The organism is Iodidimonas sp. SYSU 1G8, from assembly GCF_039655775.1.
Classification (GTDB): Bacteria; Pseudomonadota; Alphaproteobacteria; order SMXS01; family SMXS01; genus RI-34.
Genome location: NZ_JBBYXJ010000001.1, coordinates 188,103 through 205,697, shown reverse-complemented (window position 1 = coordinate 205,697; position 17,595 = coordinate 188,103). Strand labels below are relative to the sequence as shown.

Genomic DNA, 17,595 nt, shown 5'->3' with positions numbered 1-17,595 from the left:
AGGGGCGGGCCGGGAAACCGGTCCGCCCCTTTTCTTTCGGCGAGCTGTACGTCGGACAGCCACTCACTGAAAGTGGCTGTCCCGCCCGCACGACCGGCGGTGTAGACTGTTGCAACCTGCGCAGCCCGGAAAATTCATGCTTGAATGTATTAAAATATTATGATGTTGTTTTAAATAGTCGAAGCACTGATCTGGGGAGGACAGGTGCGGATGGTCACCACATGGGCTTCTCGCACCCTCACGCCGGGCACCTCCTCGCGCATCACCACCACAATCAAAACAGACGCGGGCGTAACCGCAGCCTGATCTCATGTCCGTTGGGCACTCCAACGGTCGCAGGACAACACGACAAGGGGAGAAAACAACCAGTGAGACAGCTTTTTAATTATCTCGGCCACTCCGGTCGAACGCTGACCGGTTTGGCGACCGTGCTGGCGCTATCGGTTGGCGTGCCGGCTGCCGCACAGGAAGGGGTCGCGCCACAGAGCCCATCGGAACAGCCGGCCGCCCAGCCCAGGAGCCAGGCCATCGACACCGTCATGGTCAGCGCCCGCAAGACCGAGGAACGCGCCATCGACACGCCCGTCGCCCTCGCGGTGATGGATGAGACCCAGATCCAGCGCTACAACACCACCGACATCACTCAATTGTCGACCCAGCTTCCCGGCGTCGAGGTAAGCAAGGCCTCCGGCGGCGGCGCCGGCGGCAACTTCATCATCCGCGGCATCGGGCGGCAGGCGTCCGACTATGGCGCCGAGCAGCCGGTGGCGTTCGTGATCGACGGCTTCTCGTTCACCCGCGGCCACATGTCCAGCGTCGGCTTCTTCGACGTGGCCAGCATCCAGGTGCTCAAGGGCCCGCAGACCCTGTTCTTCGGCAAGAACAGCCCGGCGGGCGTGATCGCGGTTACCAGCGTCAGCCCCGGTGACGAATTCGAGGGCTTCGCCAAGCTGAGCTATGAATTCAGGTCCGAGGATCCGACCGCCGAGTTCGGCGTATCGATCCCGGTCAACGACAAGCTCGCCATCCGTGTCGCCGGCCGCGGCCAGTTCATGCAGGGCGGCTACTACAAGAACACGTCGAGCGACCTGATCGGCCTGCCGCGCAATCTGAGTCCGTACGAAACCGACGCGCTTTATCCGACCAACCCGAACCAGTTCAAGTCGCAGCCCCAGACCAAGCAGTATGTGGGCCGTATCACCGCCCGTTTCGAGCCGACGGACAATTTCGACGCCACGCTGAAAATCTTCGCCGCCGATTCCCGCGACAACGACGCGGGCGCCGCCGCGGTGATCGCCTGCGCCGACGGCATCGGCGGAAATCCGTATCTGTCCACCGGCTTCTTCGGCAACGTCGCGGACCCGACGCAGACCTGCGACGGCAAGATTCGCTGGCGCCGCCACTCGACCCAGCCGCCGGAGGCCTGGTTCGCCAGCAACCCGACGCTCGATGACAACGACACCCACTACTACAACCATTTCCGTAACCTGCTGACGACGCTGGAAATGAACTGGCAGGTCAGCGATGACCTGACGCTGACCTCGGTCTCGGGCTACTGGGACTACAAGCAGTCCGAATTGACCCAGTACGACTACACCTACGGCGCGGTCGCGTCCAAACAGGGTGAAGGCGGCCGCACGTTCAGCCAGGAACTGCGCCTGCGCTCCGATTTCGACGGCCCGGTGAACTTCATGATCGGCGGCTTCTATGAAAACGCCAGCCGCTATCTGGATGCCCCGGTGCAGATTTTTCCGCTCGGCCCGGCCCCGGACAGCGGAGAGTATCCCGACTTCTACAACGGCAGCTTCCTGACCTATCACCAGTACTGGGATAACAAGGTCGAGAGCTGGTCAGTGTTCGCGGAAATGCGGTGGGACATCACCGACGCTCTCGAGCTCTCCGGCGGCGTGCGTTACACCGAGGACAACCGCAGCGCCACGGGCGTGCAGCTGTTCAATCGGCTTGACCAGTTCTTCCCTGAAGTGCTCGGCCTGCCCGACACGGCGAACCCGTTCGCCCACACCGGCACCACCTACGATCTGACCCGCAGCTTCCACAACACGTCGCCTCAGGTGACCCTGAGCTGGAAGCCCGTAGATGACCTGATGGTGTACGCTTCGTACAAGACCGGCTTCCAGGCCGCCGGTATTTCCAATCCGGGCACCATCGGCAATTTCGGTCCTACGGTCGACATCCAGGACACGCTGACCTTCGACGGCTCGACCGTCAAAGGCTTTGAAATCGGCGCCAAGGGTTCGTTCTTCGACGGCATCCTGACCGCCGACATGGCGATGTACTACATGAAGTACAGCTCGTTGCAGGTTGCGGTGTTCAACCCGGTGACCACCAACTTCACCGTGCAGAACGCGGCCGCCGCCATCAACAAGGGCGTCGAAGCGAACCTGCTGCTGCAGGCGAGCGACGAACTGCAACTGCGCCTTGCCGGCCAGTATAACGACCTGAAGTACGACAGCTTCCCCGAAGCCCAGTGTTATGCCGGTCAGGCCGATCCGAATGCCTCGACCTACCGGCCCGAGCTTGCGGCGCTGTGCCGCGTGGCGGCTGACGTCACCATCCAGTGCGCCAGCCCTGCGGCCACCGGTTGCATCCAGGATCTGTCCGGCCAGCGCTACGGCGGCGGTCCGTTCCAGATCAGCGCCGGCTTCACCTATGACGTGCCGGTCAACAATTCGTGGAACCTGGCCCTCAGCGGCGACGTGATGCACAACAGCAAGGGCAGGCTCGCCATCCGCCAACCAGGATCGGCGGTCCCGGCGCGAACGATCATCAACGCGTCTCTCCGCGTCTACCAGGTCGACGGCCCGTGGGAGTTCTCGCTGATCTGCTCCAACTGCGCCAACGACCACTATGTCTACAGCATCCAGGACAAGCCGCTGGGTAAGACCGGCGACCTGACCGGCCAGCTCGGCATGCCGCGGCTGGTGACGATCCAGACCACCTACCGCTGGTAGACTGACCGCGACAGGAACGGGGCGGGCCTGGGTACTGGTCCGCCCCGTTTTCTTTTGCCTCGTCCCCACGCGGGATTAGCGCTTGATCGCTAACCACCTGGTGGCCAAAGTGCTGGCCAATCCGCCTTATTCGTCTGGTCCCGCCATGCTTTCCTACCGTCATGGATTTCACGCAGGAAACCATGCCGACGTGCTGAAGCATGCGGTACTGGTCTATCTTGCCCGTTACTTGCAGCAGAAGGACGGCGCGCTGCTGTTCCACGACAGCCACGCGGGCGCCGGGCTCTATGATCTGCGAGCGCCCGAGGCCGAGAAGACCGGCGAATATCACGCCGGAATCGCCCGCCTGTTGTCGGCGTCCGCCGAAACGCCGGAGCTGTTCCGCGTCTATCTGGAGATGGTCCGCGCGCTGAACCCCGCGGGTAATCTTCACGCCTATCCCGGATCGCCGTCGTTGATCCTATCCTTGAAACGCCCCCAGGACAGGGTGGTCTTCCATGAACTGCACCCTGCCGACCATCAGCGCCTCGTCGAGATCACCCGGCGCGAGCACGGTGTACGGGTCGAAAAGAGTGATGGGCTCGGCGGTCTGATCGCCCTGACGCCGCCGCCGGAAAAGCGCGGTCTGTTCCTGATCGACCCCAGCTACGAGATCAAGACGGATTATGCGGTGGTGATCACGGCCATCGCGCGGGCGTGGAAAAAGTTTCCCACCGGTACCTACGCCTTATGGTATCCGGTCATCGATCGGAACCGGGTCCGGGCCATGGAGGTCGCCTTGCGCGCCGCCGGCCTGCGCAAGACGTTCCGGATTGAACTGGGTATGGCCGAAGACACGCAGGAACGGGGCATGACCGGCTCAGGCCTGTTCATCGTCAATCCTCCCTATACGCTGCCCGCGGCGGCACAGGCCGCCCTGCCCTGGCTGCGCCAGGCATTGGGCGCGGAGGGTCCTTCCACGGCCGAATGGCTGATGCCGGAATAGCCTCATGTATATATGCGAGGGACGCATTGGCCCGTCGCGATAGCCCCGGCGTCCATGGCGATTTGACCAGGCTGATCTACCCGGCGCCTTGCAACGCTGACCCGCTATCGGCCGCGCGGAACCGAACCGAAGGGTAAACGTTTGTGGTGCTCCAGTACTGAAGGGGCGCGAGGCGAACATGAGATTCCTGCTGCGGCACACCACGACCTATAATTACGCCAATCCGGTGACGCTCGGCCGCCATCGGTTGATGCTGCGTCCCCGCGACAGCCATGAGATGAAGCTGCACGACGCCACCTTGATGATCGATCCGTTGCCGAGCCAGATCGTCTGGCAATATGACGTGTTCGGCAACAGCATCGCGCTCGTCGATTTCGACTGTCAGGCCACGACGCTGACCATCGAGAGCACCCTCGATGTGGAACGCTTCGCGTTCGTCGATGCGAATGCTCTGTTATCCGACCATGCCCGTCACCTCCCACTCGCCTACTCCGCTGACGAAATTCGCGACCTCGCCGGTTTGCAGGAGCGTCATGTGGTCGATCCCGAGCATGAAGTCGATCTGTGGGCAAAGACGTTTCTGGCTACTGCAGAAGGCACCACGACGACCAAGGAGACGCTGAGCCTGATCAAGGAGATCGCCGGGTCCATCAAGGACAACTTCGCCTACATCCCGCGCGATATCTATGGCACGCAGTCGCCGCTTGAGACTTTGCACGGCGGCAGCGGCACCTGCCGCGACTTTGCCTATTTCATGATGGAGGCAATGCGCAGCGTCGGCCTGGCCGCGCGCTTCGTCAGCGGATACATCTATGACGCGGCTCAGGATCCGGGCTCGAACGCAGTCGGCGTCATCGGCGGCGGCGCCACTCACGCCTGGTTGCAGGTTTACCTCCCGGGGGCTGGATGGACGCACGTGGACCCGACCAACGCCCTGACATCGGATATCGAACTGATCCCCGTAGCTATCGTCCGCGAGCCGCACCAGGCGTCGCCGATCCAGGGGTCGATCGAAGCTTTTCCGGGCGACACCCTCGGCATGGTCGTGGATATCTCGATCACGAACCACGCCTAGCCTGTCCTGCAGCTTAACACCACCGCGCCACAATCCTGCCGCGAACCCTCGCTACCGTTTCCGCCATCGCCCACGGGGATTGGGGCCTGCGCCTTGAAGGCGCGTTATGGTCGGGAAGCGCGCGATGGCATTGAGCAAGACGGAGACGGCGATTCTGGCCAATGCGGCACGGCGCGCTTCGGGCACGCTGCTTCCCCTTCCCCGTTTCATCTACGTCCGCGGTCTCGCCGTGGTGATCGCGCTCGAGCGCCTGATCCGCCGTGGTTTGATCCATGAACGACAGGCTCTTGCCGACGAGCCCATCTGGCGGGCCGGCCGCACGGCTACGACGCTCTCCGTCTCGGAAGCCGGGTTTGCCGCCCTGAATGCCGCCGGCGGCGCGGCACATATGGACGAGACCACCAGCGATGCGCGCGAGGCCCAGGATCAGGCCGCCATGCATGCGGGTGAACTGCTGTCCGAAGAGGACCTGCACTGGGTCTTGATGGCCATCATGGGCAAACCCCACGGCGCCGACATCACCTCCATTCAGCGGGAGACGGGCCTTTCGTCACAATCGGTGCGCGCGGCGATCAGCGGCCTGCGCGCCGAAGGATATGTGTTCGATCACGTCCGCGAGGCCAGCGGCCTTACGACCTACCAACTGATCGGCTGGCTGCCCGGCGAGGGCGGCCTGGAGCATGTGACCAGCGACAGTCTGCACGCATAGGCTGCATTTTTAACGGATAATTCCCCCGCTCCAGGAACGCGAGCACGGCCCGTACGTTGATGGGATGTCAGACGCCGCCGAAACTTACAGGGCGGGTCTTCCGGATCACAACAGAAAGGCAGAACGATGCAAACCACCTCGAACGCCCGTCTGATTTCCTCCGACAAGGTTGAAGGCACCACGGTTTACAATCCCTCCGGCGACAAGGTCGGATCGATCTCCAATGTCATGATTGACAAGCTGAGCGGCAAGGTTGCCTATGCCGACATGTCGTTCGGCGGATTTCTCGGGATCGGCAACCGGCATCATCCGCTTCCATGGAGCGTGTTGAAGTACAACACCGACATGGATGGCTATGTGGTCAATATCGACAAGGAAAAGCTGGAAAAGGCGCCGTCCTACGACGCAACCGATCGTCCCAACTGGGAAGACCAGACCTGGGGCAAGCAGGTCCACAGCTACTACAACGTCACGCCGTACTGGCTCTGACGGGCGACATCCAGAGTTGATTTAAAGCCGGGCAATGCCCGGCTTTCTTTTGTCTCACACAGGCGGTGCTGGATCCCCGCCTCTGTAGAGGGGGCTGCTCAGATACTGGTCGATGGCATAACGGGCCAACACACCGATGACCGCCGCCATGGGCACGGCGAGCAGCAAACCGACGAATCCGAACAGCGCACCACCCGCGAGCAGGGCGAAAATGACCGCGACGGGATGCAGATCGACCTTTTCACCGACGAGCATGGGTGTCAGCCAGTTTCCCTCCAGGGCCTGACCGAGCAGGAACACGCCTCCCACCGCGACGATGCGCCAGACACTGTCGAACTCCAGCGCCGCCATGCCCACCGCCAGCACGAACCCGCCGACGGCACCGACGAACGGCACGAAAGACAGTGCCCCGGCGAAAAGGCCGATAAAGAGTCCGACCTTGAGCCCGAGCAGGGTCAGGGCGATGGCGTAGAATGCCCCGAGCAGCACGCAGACCAGCGCGACGCCGCGCACCCACGCGGCGAGCGTCACGTCGATCTGCCGCGCGAGATCACGCACGGTATCGAGCTGATTGCGGGGAATCCAGGAATCGAGCTTCGCGACGAAGCCGTCCCAGTCTCTCAGCATGAAGAACGCGACGACCGGCGTAAGGAAGACCAGAGAGAGGATGTTCAGCATGGCGAGGCCGCTGGACAGCACACCCGCCATGAGGCTCGCGATCCATGCGCCGATCCCGCCGAGAGAACTGGTGAGGCTGTCGCGAATTTGATCGGAGGTACCCGGATCGAATATCCGGTCCATGTAGTCGAGCAACGACTGGGCCCGGCTGCGCGCCAGCTCCAGCAGCGCGGGAAGACTGTCGATGAGGTCGCTCAGCTGATTGATCGCCAGCGGAAGCAGCAGGGCCGCGCCGGCGACCACCATCAGCGCGAAAGCGATCGTGAGCAGCGATGTCGCCCAGATTCGCGACATGCCCCACCGCTGCATCCGGTCGGCGACCGGATCAAGGAAATAGGCGACCGCCAATCCGGCGAGGAACGGAAGCAGGATCGACCGCAGTAGCCAGACCAGAAGCATGAACACGAAGAAGCCGATCAGCCAGAACAGCAAACTCCGCCGTTGCGATACCGTCACGTGCATTCTCCCTGAACATGCCATCCGCCGCATATGGTCGCGGCAGGGTATCGAACCGGTTAGGTTGTCACCAATCAAAAGAACACCGTGCCGCGCGCGGTCGCCGCGCACCTTCGATGAAGGAGACCTTATGCCATTTCCGCCGAGACTCCGAATACGCCGCGCCGCGCTTCTCGCCATGGTCCTCGGCACGTTGACGGCGTGCTCCCCCGGCGACGGAGAGACTATGGCGGTGGTGAAGAATTTCGACGCGCAGCGTTACATGGGCGACTGGCACGAAATCGCCACCGTTCCGGCCAGTTTCCAGGATGATTGTAGCGGCGCGGCGCAGGCACGCTATGAACTCGACGGCCTGCTCGTGCACGTCACCAATCGCTGTGCGACCGGTTCGGGCACAGAAAAGACGGCCAAGGGTCTTGCCCGTTTCGCCGGCCCTTCCACCGAGGGAAAGCTGGAGGTGACCTTCGTCGATGTGGGAGGATGGTGGATGTGGCAGGCGGCGGGCCGGTACTGGATTATTGGCCTCGACAGCGACTACCGCTGGTCCGTGGTCGGAGAGCCGGGTCGCGACTACGCCTGGATACTCGCCCGCGAGGAAGCGCTGCCGGACCAGACCCTCGCCCGCGCCGCCGCGATCCTGAGAGAGGCGGGTTACGATACCTGCGACCTCATCGTCACCTCAACCGCTCAGGCACCCGGCCGGCCCCAATTGTGCACGCTGGTCCCGCCCGCCGGACGCTAGGCAAAAAAAATCCCCCCGTTCCGAGAAACGGGGGGATCTGTCTCAGGAGGCTGGGACCCGCTGACGGGCCCCAAAAGCCTGACTTAGCGCATCGCCAGCAGCCAGAGCTGGGCGAGACGTTCATAGGCGGCGTCACCCTTGACGGCCTTGAACGCATTGGTCGCGGAAGCCTTGTTGCCGGTCTTCACATAGGCCTGGCCAAGGTGCAGCTGAACCTGGGCGGAGTTCTTCACGCCCTTCTTCAGCGCGCGCTCATAGGCCTCGATCGCCTTGTCGTATTGACCATGGCTGGCATAGGTATCGCCCAGCGCCGCATCCGGATCGCCGTTCGGGGCGGCCTTGGCGGCCGGCTCCAGTTCGGCGATGGTCGCGAGATCCTTGGCCGCCTCGGTGGTGGTCAGGGTCTTCATACGGTCATGCTTCTTGTCCGTGCCCTGCTTGTCGCCGCCCAGGATGCCCTTTTCGAAGCCTTCGTCGATGACCCGCTTGCCTTCACCCGGCAGACGCGGCTGCAGCAGCTGGGTGAGTTCCGCCCACTCGATGTAATCGGCTGCGGTCTTCATGGTGCCGGTCTGTTCCTTCAGACGGTAGACCTCGATATTGAGGTCGGTGTTACCACCGGCGGCGCCCTGCTGCTGTTCGAGGAGACGGTTCCAGTAATCGTCGCTCGGGAAATAGCGGACCAGATTCTCCAGGGCCTTGACGGCGCCGGCATTGTCCTGGGCCTCGACGGCGCAGGTCAGCTCGAGCTGGTACCAGGTTTCCTTCGGTGCCTTGCCCGAGGCCTTGGCGGCATCGGTGGCCTGCTTGATGGTCTTGCTGGCCGCATCGCACTGCTTCAGTTTGTACTGCGCGAACGCGATCTGGCCCATGACGTCGAGGTCATTGGGGTTGGCCTTCAGATACGCCTGACCTGCATCGACCATGGCGCTGAAGTTGTTGGTGTTGGTGTGAATCTGCAGGATCGCCTTGCGCATGGAGTTGACCTGCTCCGGCGAAGCGTAGCCGGAATCGATCATCGCCTGGGCCGCCTTCGCCGCCTGCGGCAGCTGCTTCTTGCCCACATAGGCGTTGTATTCAAAGTTGGCGATCATGAAGTTTTCATACGGACTGCGCTTCTCGACCTTCTTGGCGGTCGCGAGAGCGGCCAGCGCGCCATCCCAATCCTTCGAGTTGATCGCGCCCTGAGCTTCGGTCAACGGCTTGGCGAGTTTTTGGCTGATGGTATCCTTGGCGGCCAGGGCCACCCCGACATTGGTCACGCCGCTGACCATGACCGGCGCCATGAGCGCAAAGGTCACGGAGGCGACAAGCGGTTTCCAGTTCATGTGTGTCTTCCGTTTCTTTACCAGTCCACGCGTCGATCGCGCGATTCACAAAATAGTTTCGGGAGGTTGAACCCCGCCTGAACGAGGCTCAACCTCCCGAAATCTGGTTACATGCCGACGGAATCGTTGATCAGACCCATCTTGGTCAGACCAAGCCGCTGCGCCGACGCCATCACTTTCGCGACGTAGTCGTACTTCACCAGCTTATGCGGCCGGATGTGGATTTCCGGCTGCGGCACCTGGCTGGCAATGTCGGACAGGTAGCCGTTCAACTGCCCCATGCTGGACACCACGTTGCCGTTCCAAAGAACGGTGCCGTCGAAGTCCACCTGCAACTCGACCACGACCGGTTCGACGGCCGGGGGCGGGTTGTTGTTGCTCTGAGGCATATCCAGCTTCACCGCATGCGTCTGGATCGGGATGGTGATGATGAACATGATCAGCAGCACCAGCATGACGTCGATCAGCGGTGTCGTGTTGATGTCCATCATCACGTCGTCGCTGTCACCCGAACCTGTCGTTACACTCATACCCATTTAGGTACTCCTTCTACAGGGCCGGATCAGGACGGTGCGCGAACGGGTTCGGTGATGAACCCGAGCTTCACGATGCCCGACCGCTGACAAGCCACCACCACGCGTCCGATAAAATCGTAGCGGGCGTTCTTGTCTCCACGAATGTGGACTTCCGGCTGCGGCACCATGACGGCGACCTCGGCCAACTTGTCCATCAGTACTCCCTGGTTCGCCAACTGAACGGCGTTCCAGTAGATTTTGCCCTCGGCATCGACGGCGACCACGACGTTCTCCGGTTTCGTGACCGTCACCTGGTTGGTAGCCGTGGGCAATTCCACCGGAAGCGTCTGGACCACCACGGGAATGGTGATTAGGAAGATGATGAGGAGCACGAGCATCACGTCCACCAGCGGGGTGGTGTTGATGGTCGAGATCACCTCATCGTCTTGCGCTCCGACGGCCATTGCCATGTTAGTGGCTCCGGGTGGTCGCGGTCACCGGACGGCCGGCAGCGCGGCTGGTCACCAGATAAGCGCCGTAGTCGGTCACGAAGTTGCGAACGAACTCCAGCACGGCCTTGTTGCGACGGCCCAGCCAGTTGTACGCGAGCACCGCGGGAACGGCGACGGCCAGACCGATGGCGGTCATGATGAGTGCTTCACCGACCGGACCGGCGACCTTGTCGATCGAGGCCTGGCCCGACACGCCGATGGCGACCAGAGCGTGATAGATGCCCCACACCGTACCGAACAGACCGACGAACGGAGCAGTCGAACCCACGGTGGCGAGGAAGGCCATGCCGCCCTGGAGACGATTGTTGATGTTGTCGGCTTCGCGCTGCAGGTTGTTGGCGATCCACTCCGAACCGTCGATCTGGTCGGTCAGACGGCCTTCATGATGGGCCGCGGCGCCGAGACCTTTTTCGATCAGGGTGCGGAACGCGTTGTTGCGGTCCAGCTTGTCCAGGCCTTCCTGCAGGCTCGGGGCCTTCCAGAATTCGTTGTCGACGGCCTTGGCCTGCTTGTTCAGCTTATGCTGGTCCCACACCTTGGTGATCATGATGTACCAGGTGCCCATGGACATGATGACCAGGATGATCAGGGTGCCCTTGGCGACGAAATCGCCCTGCGCCCACAGAGCCTGCAGACCATAGGGGTTTTCGACGACGGTCGCGTCTTCGTCTTCGATCGGCGCGGCTTCGACCGGGGCTTCGGCCGGGGCGGGTTCGGCGGCGACCGGATCGGTCATGACCGGCGGCGTCGTGCCATCGGCCGGCGCGGCGGCGTCAGCCGCCGGTGCGGCGGCGTCCTGGGCCACGGCGGCGACCGGGGCGACAAGCAGTGAGAGGGCAAGCGCGACGGACGCGAGACCCGGAAGAGTGTTGGACAGGCGGTTCATATTTTGTGATCTCCGTTCTGGATTCTTGGACGTGAAAGCCGCTCAGCGGCCCCGGGCCTTTTTCAATTCGAACACGACGCGGAAATGGTGCCACGCGGCAACCGGCTTCCCGTCTTCAGTGGCCGGCGTAAACCTCCAGGCCTTGCGGGCCTCGGCGATAGCGGCCTTGTCGAGACGCTCGAACCCGCTGCTTTCCTCGACCGTGATGGAATCAGCATCGACACGGCCATCAGGCTTCACCATGAACTTCAGCACGACCGCGCCCTCTTCTTCGAGGCGGACGGAGGTCGACGGATATTCCGGCTGCGTGATCGGCCGCTTTGGGTTCTGCTGCGGCTCGGTGCGCGCCTTCTTCGGCGGCGCCGGCGGCGGCGGCGGCGGTTTGACGACCGGACGCTCATTAGTCACTGACTGAATGGCGTTGGTGGTCGCGGGCGCTGTTTCGATATTCAGCACCGGCATGTCGACGAAGGCGGGCGGCGGACGCTCGAACTCCGGCGGCGGCGGCGGCGGCGGCTCGTCATCGGTCTGAATCTCGTCGATGATCTCGGTCTCCATTGGTCCGCGAATAACCTGGACCACTTCCTTGGCGAGACCGGTGATCAACGCATAGACGATCCCGACGTGAAGAAGAATGACGAGGCCGAAGCCGATCATTCTCCCCGAGATTGCACTCTGGTTAACCTGGGTCATGGTACCTCGACGCTTTTGAACTTCCCCGGCGCGCCCTGGCGGCGCGCCATGTCGCCCTCCCCGGGCGACAAAGCCTCGACACATGTGTGCGAGAGGCCTTCAGGTCGAGGTTATGCGCGCCTGCATGAACTGACCATGACCCGAAGATTAACTTTTGTTCATCTTTCCCGCGCCCCCCGGAACAGGAAGGAGAGCGGCGGCTTTCTGCGGGGTTTCGACACGAATTGAATCACGGCCGTCAGGCCGGGCAAATTATCGTGCAATTTCAGAAAAGCGCCGTGCAATTTCGCAACTGCAGCAACCAGGCTAAGACCCAGGCCGGAGCCCGGACTTTTGCGGGCTGCGTCCAATCTGACGAAGCGATGAATCACCCGCTCGCGAGCCTCGGCCGGGATGCCCGGCCCCCTGTCGCTGACCTCGATCAGCGGACCAAGTGGACCGAGCGAGGCGCGCAGTTCGATGGCGGTGCCGCGCGGCGAGTACTTTATGGCGTTATCGATAAGATTGGCAATGGCCTGCGCGAGCAGTTCCGGATGAGCCCGAACCTGGATCGGTTCCGCCGCGTGGACGTTGAGCCGCAACCCACTCTCTTCGGCAACCGGGACGTAGAGATCCCCGACATCCGAGATCAACGTGGCCAGGTCCATGTCGACCATCTGATCACCGCTCACCCCGGCCTCGGCGCGGGCGATTTCCAGAAGGGAATTGAGCACGTGCAGCATGGAATCAACTTCGCTGGCCGCGTCGCGCATTGCAGTGCGCAGTTCCTGCTCCCCGCCGCGCCCGCCCGACGCCATCTCAAGGCGCGCGCCCAGCCTTGTGAGAGAACTGCGAAAATCGTGGGCGATGCTGTCTGTCACCGCCCGCATGGTGGTCATGCTGTCCTCGATGCGAGACAGCATCGCGTTAAGCGAGGCGGAAACCACACTGAATTCAACGGGAAGATAGGTTACCTTCACGCGGCGTGAGAGATCGCCGCCCAGAATGTCCTCCGCCGTCTCGACAATGCTGCTCATGTGACGCTGCAAGAATCGGGAGACGGCGTATCCCGTGACCACGGTGAGCGCGAGCGCAATGGCGAGTCCCAGACCGGCGGCCTGGAAGATGATCTGGGTCGGAACACCCCATTCCGATCGGGGCATGGCCACGAGCACCCTGTAGCGTCCCGGCAGTTCACTGCCCGCCGCGCCCATGACCTCGGGCTCGCTGAAGGTCGACCGGCTGAGCTCGGTCACGGTCCACTGAAAGGTGGAGCCGGTCTTGGACGGCCAGGCGGTGATGTTACCCGCCACCCGGTAGCGCGCCCCGTCCTCCAGCAGATACAGTAGGTGCTTGCGCGTCGGGCCGCGCAGCCGGTGCCGGATGAGCATATCGACGCCCGCCGGCCCTTCCTGCGAATAGACCGACCGCAACGTCGACAGTTCCTCGGCGACCTCCCGCGCAGCCTTTTCTTCATAGACGCGAGACAGCTCGAAGAACAACACGCCGAAGGGAACCAACGTGGCGATCACGGCCAGCGGCACCAGCGCCCTAGCGATCTGGAGCGTGGCGCTCTGCGGACGGCTTGCCATGATGTCTAGCCTTCGGCTGCGAGCCGGTATCCGGCGCCGCGTATGGTGTGGATCAGTGACTGCTCGAAGCCCTTGTCCACCCGCTGGCGCAGCCGACTGATATGGACGTCGATGACGTTGGTCTGGGGATCGAAATGGTAGTCCCACACGGCCTCGAGCAGCATGGTCCGCGTAACGAGTTGCCCCTGGTGGCGCATGAGATATTCGAGCAGCGCGAATTCACGCGGCTGAAGCTCGATGATCTTGCCCGCGCGCGACACCTTGCGGGCAATCAGATCCATTTCCAGATCGGCGCAGCGCAGCTTGGTCTCGGCTTCGGGACCCGCGCTGCGTCGGCGCAGCAGCACCTCGATACGCGCGAGGAGTTCGGAAACGGCGAAGGGTTTGACCATGTAGTCGTCGCCGCCGGCCTTGAGGCCCTTCACCCGCTCGTCCAACGTACTGAGCGCCGAGAGCAACAGTACCGGTGTTTCGATTCGGGCGGCACGCAGCGCCTTGAGAACGGACAGTCCATCCAGTCCGGGAAGCATCCGGTCCAGAACGACAAGGTCGTAGGCGCCATCGCTAGCGAGATAAAGCGCTTCTCGTCCATCCTCGGCGATATCCACGGTATAGCCCTGCTCCCGGAGGCTCTGCACCAGGTAGCTGGAGGTAATGGAATCATCCTCCACGACTAGCAGCTTGCGGCTCACCACATTCCCCTGAAAAACGACGATGGTACAATGCGCCGGCGCCTGCGGCGAGGTCCTGCCTTGCAGTTACAAGAACCTGGCTCTATGTGTGGACGGCAGCAGAGGCTGAGCCAAGCGGAAAATCCGTTCCGGCGCTTCTTCGGGAGACGTATCGGTGACCAAGGCCCGGAATGCGGGCACTTCCTGGACCGACTGGTTCGAGCGGCACTGCTGCCGGTCGAAGGCGTTGCTCGTGGCCGTTCCGCTGCTTCTGCTGTCGCTTGTCCTCGACCAGAGCGGGCAGCCGTCGCCCGGCATCGCCGACCGGTTTGCCCAGGCCAGCGATATTGCGGATCCGATCTCCGACCTGGCCGCCTCCCCGCTCGACGCGGCGAAAGCGCAGGCATCCGGGCGAGCGGGAACGCAAATCTCGGACGCGACGCGTTCGAAATTCACGCCCTCGGGCAGCAATTCCGGCGGTGGATTTCTGATCCCGCCCCTTCCGCCCGCGCCGCGTCACGAGGCGGAGACGGCCGCTCCCAAGCCCGCGACGGTGCTGGCCACCGCGCCGTTGGCCGTGCAAAACGGCCCACGCGCGCCGCCCGCCCGGCAGGTCTGAGCGACCGCGCTCCAGGCGCGTCATTTCCTTTCCGGGGAACTTCATCAATAGACATCGGCCCCGCCCCCCAACAGGCGGAGGCTGCAGGCCGCAAAGGCCAGGGACGGACTCCATGCAGACACCCAAGTGGCAGATTTATCTTTACAGCGTCGTGATCCTCTTCGGGATCGTGATGGCGCTTCCCAATGTGTTCCATAAGGACAAACTGGCCGAGTTGCCCGGCTGGATGCCCAAGCAGCAGGTGACATTGGGCCTCGATCTTCGCGGTGGCTCGCACCTCGTTCTGGAAGTGGATTCCAAGGCTCTGATCAAGGAACGCCTGCAGTCCATGGCCGACGATATCGTCCTGTCGGTGAAGCAGGCCAAGATCCAGAGCATCCGCGCGACGCCGGTCGGCGACGCGGTGATGGTGAAATTCCTGGATACCGGCCGCAGCGCGGATATTCGCAAGATCATTCAGGACATCACCCAGGCCCCGCCATCGGCATTCGGCACGCCCCAGCCGGACGTGAACATCGAACCGCGCGGCACGGATCAGTTCCGCGTGACCTTCACCGAGGAAGGCGAACGGCGGCGTATCGTTGCCGCGGTCGATCAGAGCCTGGAAGTGGTACGCAAGCGTATCGACGGCGCCGGTGTCGCCGAACCCACCATCCAGCGCGTCGGCACGGATCGCATTCTGGTCCAGTTGCCCGGCGAACAGGATCCGGGCCGCATCACCAAGCTGCTGGGCGGCACCGCCAAGATGAGTTTCCATCTGGTGACCGATCCGGTCGCGCCGGGCGCGACCCCGCCTCATGGGGTGATCGTGCTGCCCGACGAGAGCACCGGCCAGATGGTGGCCCTCATCGAGCGGCCGATGCTGACCGGCGATCATCTCGAAGGTTCGGACGTCAGCTTCGCCCAATACACCAGCGAACCGCAGGTCGGCTTCAAGTTTGACGCCACCGGCGCCCGCCTGTTCGGCCGTATCACGCAGCAGAACACCGGCAAGCGCATGGCCATCGTGATCGACAACAAGATCCTGAGCGCGCCCACCATCAATGAACCGATCCTGGGCGGACAAGGCGTCATCACCGGCAACTTCACCACCACCGAGGCCCGGGACCTGTCGACCATGCTGAAGGCGGGTGCCCTGCCCGCGCCGCTGGTCGTCATCGAGGAACGCACGGTCGGCGCCGATGTCGGCGGGGACGCGATCACCATGGGCGCCTGGAGCGGCCTGATCGGCTTCGGCCTGGTGTTCGTCTTCATCGTGATGCTCTACGGATCATGGGGCCTGATCGCCAATCTGGCGCTTGCCCTGAACACCATCCTGACCGTTGCCGCGCTGAGTATTCTCGGCGCCACCCTCACATTGCCCGGCATCGCCGGCATCGTGCTCGGTATCGGCCTCGCCGTTGACGCCAACGTGCTGATCAATGAGCGTATCAGGGAAGAAAGCCGAAAAGGCATCGGCGCCTACGCGGCGCTCGATGCGGGTTTCCGCAAGGCCTACGCCACAATCATCGATTCCAACGTCACGACCCTGATCGCGGTCGTCCTGCTGTTCGCCATGGGCTCCGGCCCCGTGCGCGGCTTCGCCATCACCATGGGCCTCGGCATCGTGATCTCCATGTTCACCGCCGTCGCCGTGGTGCGGGTGATCATGCTGCAGCTGATCCGCTGGAAGGGCCTGAAGACCATGTCGATGGAGCCGCCGATCGGCGTGGTGCCCTATGGCACGACGATCAGCTTCATGAAGGCGCGCTTCTTCGGCATCGGCTTCTCGATCGTGCTGTCCGTCGCCTCGATCATCCTGTTCATCACCCCCGGGCTGAACTATGGCATCGATTTCAAGGGCGGCATCCAGCTGGAAGTCGCCACGCCGGAGAAGTCCGATCTGGGCGCCATGCGCGATGCGCTCGGCGGCCTGGGGCTGGGTGACGTCGCCCTGCAGAACGTGGACAATGACCGCACCGTGCTGATCCGGATCGAGAGCCAGCCGGGCGGCGAGCAGGCACAGCGCGTGGCCGTGGAGACGGTGCGCACGACCATCGAAAAATTGGTCCCGGGGGCCGTCTTCGACCGGACCGAAGTGGTCGGGCCGAAGGTGAGCGGCGAGCTGGCGCAGGACGGCCTGATCGCCGTCGTGCTCGCCAGCATCGCCATGCTGTTCTACATCTGGTTCAGGTTCGAGTGGTACTTCGCCGTGGGCGCCATCGTGACCCTGATCCTCGATGTCACCAAGACCATCGGCTTTTTCGCCCTCACCGGACTCGACTTCAATCTGACCGCGATCGCGGCCGTGCTGACCCTGGTCGGCTATTCGGTCAACGACAAGGTCGTGGTCTACGACCGCATGCGCGAGAACATGCGGCTCTACAAGAAGCTGAGCCTGCGCGAGATCATCGATCGAAGCATCAACGAAACCCTGGCCCGAAGCATCTACACCTCCGCGACGGCCTTCCTCGCCATGCTGCCCATGGCGGTGATCGGCGGCACGGCGGTGGAAAGTTTCGCCGTGCCCATGCTGTTCGGCATCTTCATCGCCGCCAGTTCGTCGATCTTCATCGCGGCGCCGATCATGCTGTTCCTTGGTGACTGGCGGACGCGCTACAGAGATGCCCAGGACATCGAGGACGGCGTCGTCGAAGGCACGGCCAAAACCGTGCCGGGGCAGAGCTCCGGCGCCCTGCCGAAGTCCTGAGGATC

16 protein-coding genes are annotated in these 17,595 nt (G+C 63.0%); 8 read left to right on the top strand and 8 right to left on the bottom strand.

The window, feature by feature from the left end; translation table 11 throughout:
- Window positions 1-368: 368 nt before the first annotated feature.
- The 5 genes from WJU17_RS01020 (at window position 369) to WJU17_RS01000 (ending at window position 6,230) form a co-directional block, all read left to right on the top strand.
- A complete protein-coding gene (locus tag WJU17_RS01020) occupies window positions 369-2,972 on the top strand; it encodes a TonB-dependent receptor (protein ID WP_346325489.1) in 2,604 nt (867 codons plus the stop codon).
- Between the two features lie 82 nt (window positions 2,973-3,054).
- On the top strand, window positions 3,055-3,957 hold the full coding sequence (rlmJ, locus tag WJU17_RS01015) for a 23S rRNA (adenine(2030)-N(6))-methyltransferase RlmJ (RefSeq protein ID WP_346325488.1): 903 nt from the start codon (window positions 3,055-3,057) through the stop codon (window positions 3,955-3,957).
- Between the two features lie 178 nt (window positions 3,958-4,135).
- Window positions 4,136-5,032, top strand: coding sequence for a transglutaminase family protein (locus tag WJU17_RS01010; protein ID WP_346325487.1), 897 nt, complete (start codon window positions 4,136-4,138; stop codon window positions 5,030-5,032).
- A 124-nt stretch (window positions 5,033-5,156) separates the two neighbouring features.
- Window positions 5,157-5,741 carry a hypothetical protein gene (locus WJU17_RS01005; protein ID WP_346325486.1) on the top strand — a complete coding sequence of 195 codons (585 nt, stop codon included), beginning with the start codon at window positions 5,157-5,159 and terminating at the stop codon, window positions 5,739-5,741.
- Between the two features lie 126 nt (window positions 5,742-5,867).
- On the top strand, window positions 5,868-6,230 hold the full coding sequence (locus WJU17_RS01000; RefSeq protein ID WP_346325485.1) for a PRC-barrel domain-containing protein: 363 nt from the start codon (window positions 5,868-5,870) through the stop codon (window positions 6,228-6,230).
- Between the two features lie 54 nt (window positions 6,231-6,284).
- On the opposite strand, the gene WJU17_RS00995 is transcribed toward WJU17_RS01000, so the two are convergent.
- Window positions 6,285-7,364: an AI-2E family transporter gene (locus tag WJU17_RS00995; protein WP_346325484.1), complete on the bottom strand. Its 1,080-nt coding sequence runs from the start codon at window positions 7,362-7,364 to the stop codon at window positions 6,285-6,287.
- A gap of 226 nt (window positions 7,365-7,590) precedes the next feature.
- On the opposite strand from WJU17_RS00995, the gene WJU17_RS00990 reads away from it, so the two are divergent.
- Window positions 7,591-8,106 (top strand): lipocalin family protein, encoded by a 516-nt coding sequence (locus tag WJU17_RS00990; RefSeq protein ID WP_346325483.1) that lies wholly within the window; start codon window positions 7,591-7,593, stop codon window positions 8,104-8,106.
- An 83-nt stretch (window positions 8,107-8,189) separates the two neighbouring features.
- Here WJU17_RS00990 and WJU17_RS00985 read toward each other — a convergent pair whose 3' ends face one another.
- From WJU17_RS00985 to WJU17_RS00955, 7 genes are all read right to left on the bottom strand, one after another.
- The gene (locus WJU17_RS00985) at window positions 8,190-9,434 is read right to left on the bottom strand and encodes a tetratricopeptide repeat protein (protein WP_346325482.1); all 1,245 of its coding nucleotides are present in this window, start codon (window positions 9,432-9,434) and stop codon (window positions 8,190-8,192) included.
- A gap of 107 nt (window positions 9,435-9,541) precedes the next feature.
- Window positions 9,542-9,970, bottom strand: coding sequence for a biopolymer transporter ExbD (locus tag WJU17_RS00980; protein ID WP_346325481.1), 429 nt, complete (start codon window positions 9,968-9,970; stop codon window positions 9,542-9,544).
- Between the two features lie 26 nt (window positions 9,971-9,996).
- Window positions 9,997-10,419 carry a biopolymer transporter ExbD gene (locus WJU17_RS00975; RefSeq protein ID WP_346325480.1) on the bottom strand — a complete coding sequence of 141 codons (423 nt, stop codon included), beginning with the start codon at window positions 10,417-10,419 and terminating at the stop codon, window positions 9,997-9,999.
- A 1-nt stretch (window position 10,420) separates the two neighbouring features.
- Complete coding sequence (locus WJU17_RS00970) at window positions 10,421-11,347, bottom strand: MotA/TolQ/ExbB proton channel family protein (protein WP_346325479.1); 927 nt, start codon at window positions 11,345-11,347, stop codon at window positions 10,421-10,423.
- A 42-nt stretch (window positions 11,348-11,389) separates the two neighbouring features.
- Window positions 11,390-12,004: an energy transducer TonB gene (locus WJU17_RS00965; protein WP_346325478.1), complete on the bottom strand. Its 615-nt coding sequence runs from the start codon at window positions 12,002-12,004 to the stop codon at window positions 11,390-11,392.
- 194 nt (window positions 12,005-12,198) lie between these two features.
- Entirely contained in the window at window positions 12,199-13,611 is a 1,413-nt protein-coding gene (locus WJU17_RS00960) for a HAMP domain-containing sensor histidine kinase (protein ID WP_346325477.1), read from the bottom strand.
- Window positions 13,612-13,616: 5 nt separating this feature from the next.
- Entirely contained in the window at window positions 13,617-14,303 is a 687-nt protein-coding gene (locus WJU17_RS00955; protein ID WP_346325476.1) for a response regulator transcription factor, read from the bottom strand.
- Between the two features lie 154 nt (window positions 14,304-14,457).
- Here WJU17_RS00955 and WJU17_RS00950 point away from each other — a divergent pair, with 154 nt between their 5' ends.
- Both WJU17_RS00950 and secD read left to right on the top strand, forming a co-directional pair.
- Window positions 14,458-14,901, top strand: coding sequence for a hypothetical protein (locus WJU17_RS00950; protein ID WP_346325475.1), 444 nt, complete (start codon window positions 14,458-14,460; stop codon window positions 14,899-14,901).
- A 112-nt stretch (window positions 14,902-15,013) separates the two neighbouring features.
- Window positions 15,014-17,590: a protein translocase subunit SecD gene (secD, locus tag WJU17_RS00945; protein ID WP_346325474.1), complete on the top strand. Its 2,577-nt coding sequence runs from the start codon at window positions 15,014-15,016 to the stop codon at window positions 17,588-17,590.
- The last annotated feature ends 5 nt before the right edge of the window (window positions 17,591-17,595 follow it).

Coding starts and splice junctions, on each gene's coding strand:
- WJU17_RS01005 (WP_346325486.1), top strand. CDS start 5,157: ATGGCATTGAGCAAGACGGAGACGGCGATTCTGGCCAATGCGGCACGG.
- WJU17_RS00965 (WP_346325478.1), bottom strand. CDS start 12,004: ATGATCGGCTTCGGCCTCGTCATTCTTCTTCACGTCGGGATCGTCTAT.
- WJU17_RS00970 (WP_346325479.1), bottom strand. CDS start 11,347: ATGAACCGCCTGTCCAACACTCTTCCGGGTCTCGCGTCCGTCGCGCTT.
- WJU17_RS01010 (WP_346325487.1), top strand. CDS start 4,136: ATGAGATTCCTGCTGCGGCACACCACGACCTATAATTACGCCAATCCG.
- WJU17_RS01000 (WP_346325485.1), top strand. CDS start 5,868: ATGCAAACCACCTCGAACGCCCGTCTGATTTCCTCCGACAAGGTTGAA.
- WJU17_RS00975 (WP_346325480.1), bottom strand. CDS start 10,419: ATGGCAATGGCCGTCGGAGCGCAAGACGATGAGGTGATCTCGACCATC.
- secD (WP_346325474.1), top strand. CDS start 15,014: ATGCAGACACCCAAGTGGCAGATTTATCTTTACAGCGTCGTGATCCTC.
- WJU17_RS00960 (WP_346325477.1), bottom strand. CDS start 13,611: ATGGCAAGCCGTCCGCAGAGCGCCACGCTCCAGATCGCTAGGGCGCTG.
- WJU17_RS00990 (WP_346325483.1), top strand. CDS start 7,591: ATGGCGGTGGTGAAGAATTTCGACGCGCAGCGTTACATGGGCGACTGG.
- WJU17_RS00985 (WP_346325482.1), bottom strand. CDS start 9,434: ATGAACTGGAAACCGCTTGTCGCCTCCGTGACCTTTGCGCTCATGGCG.
- WJU17_RS00980 (WP_346325481.1), bottom strand. CDS start 9,970: ATGGGTATGAGTGTAACGACAGGTTCGGGTGACAGCGACGACGTGATG.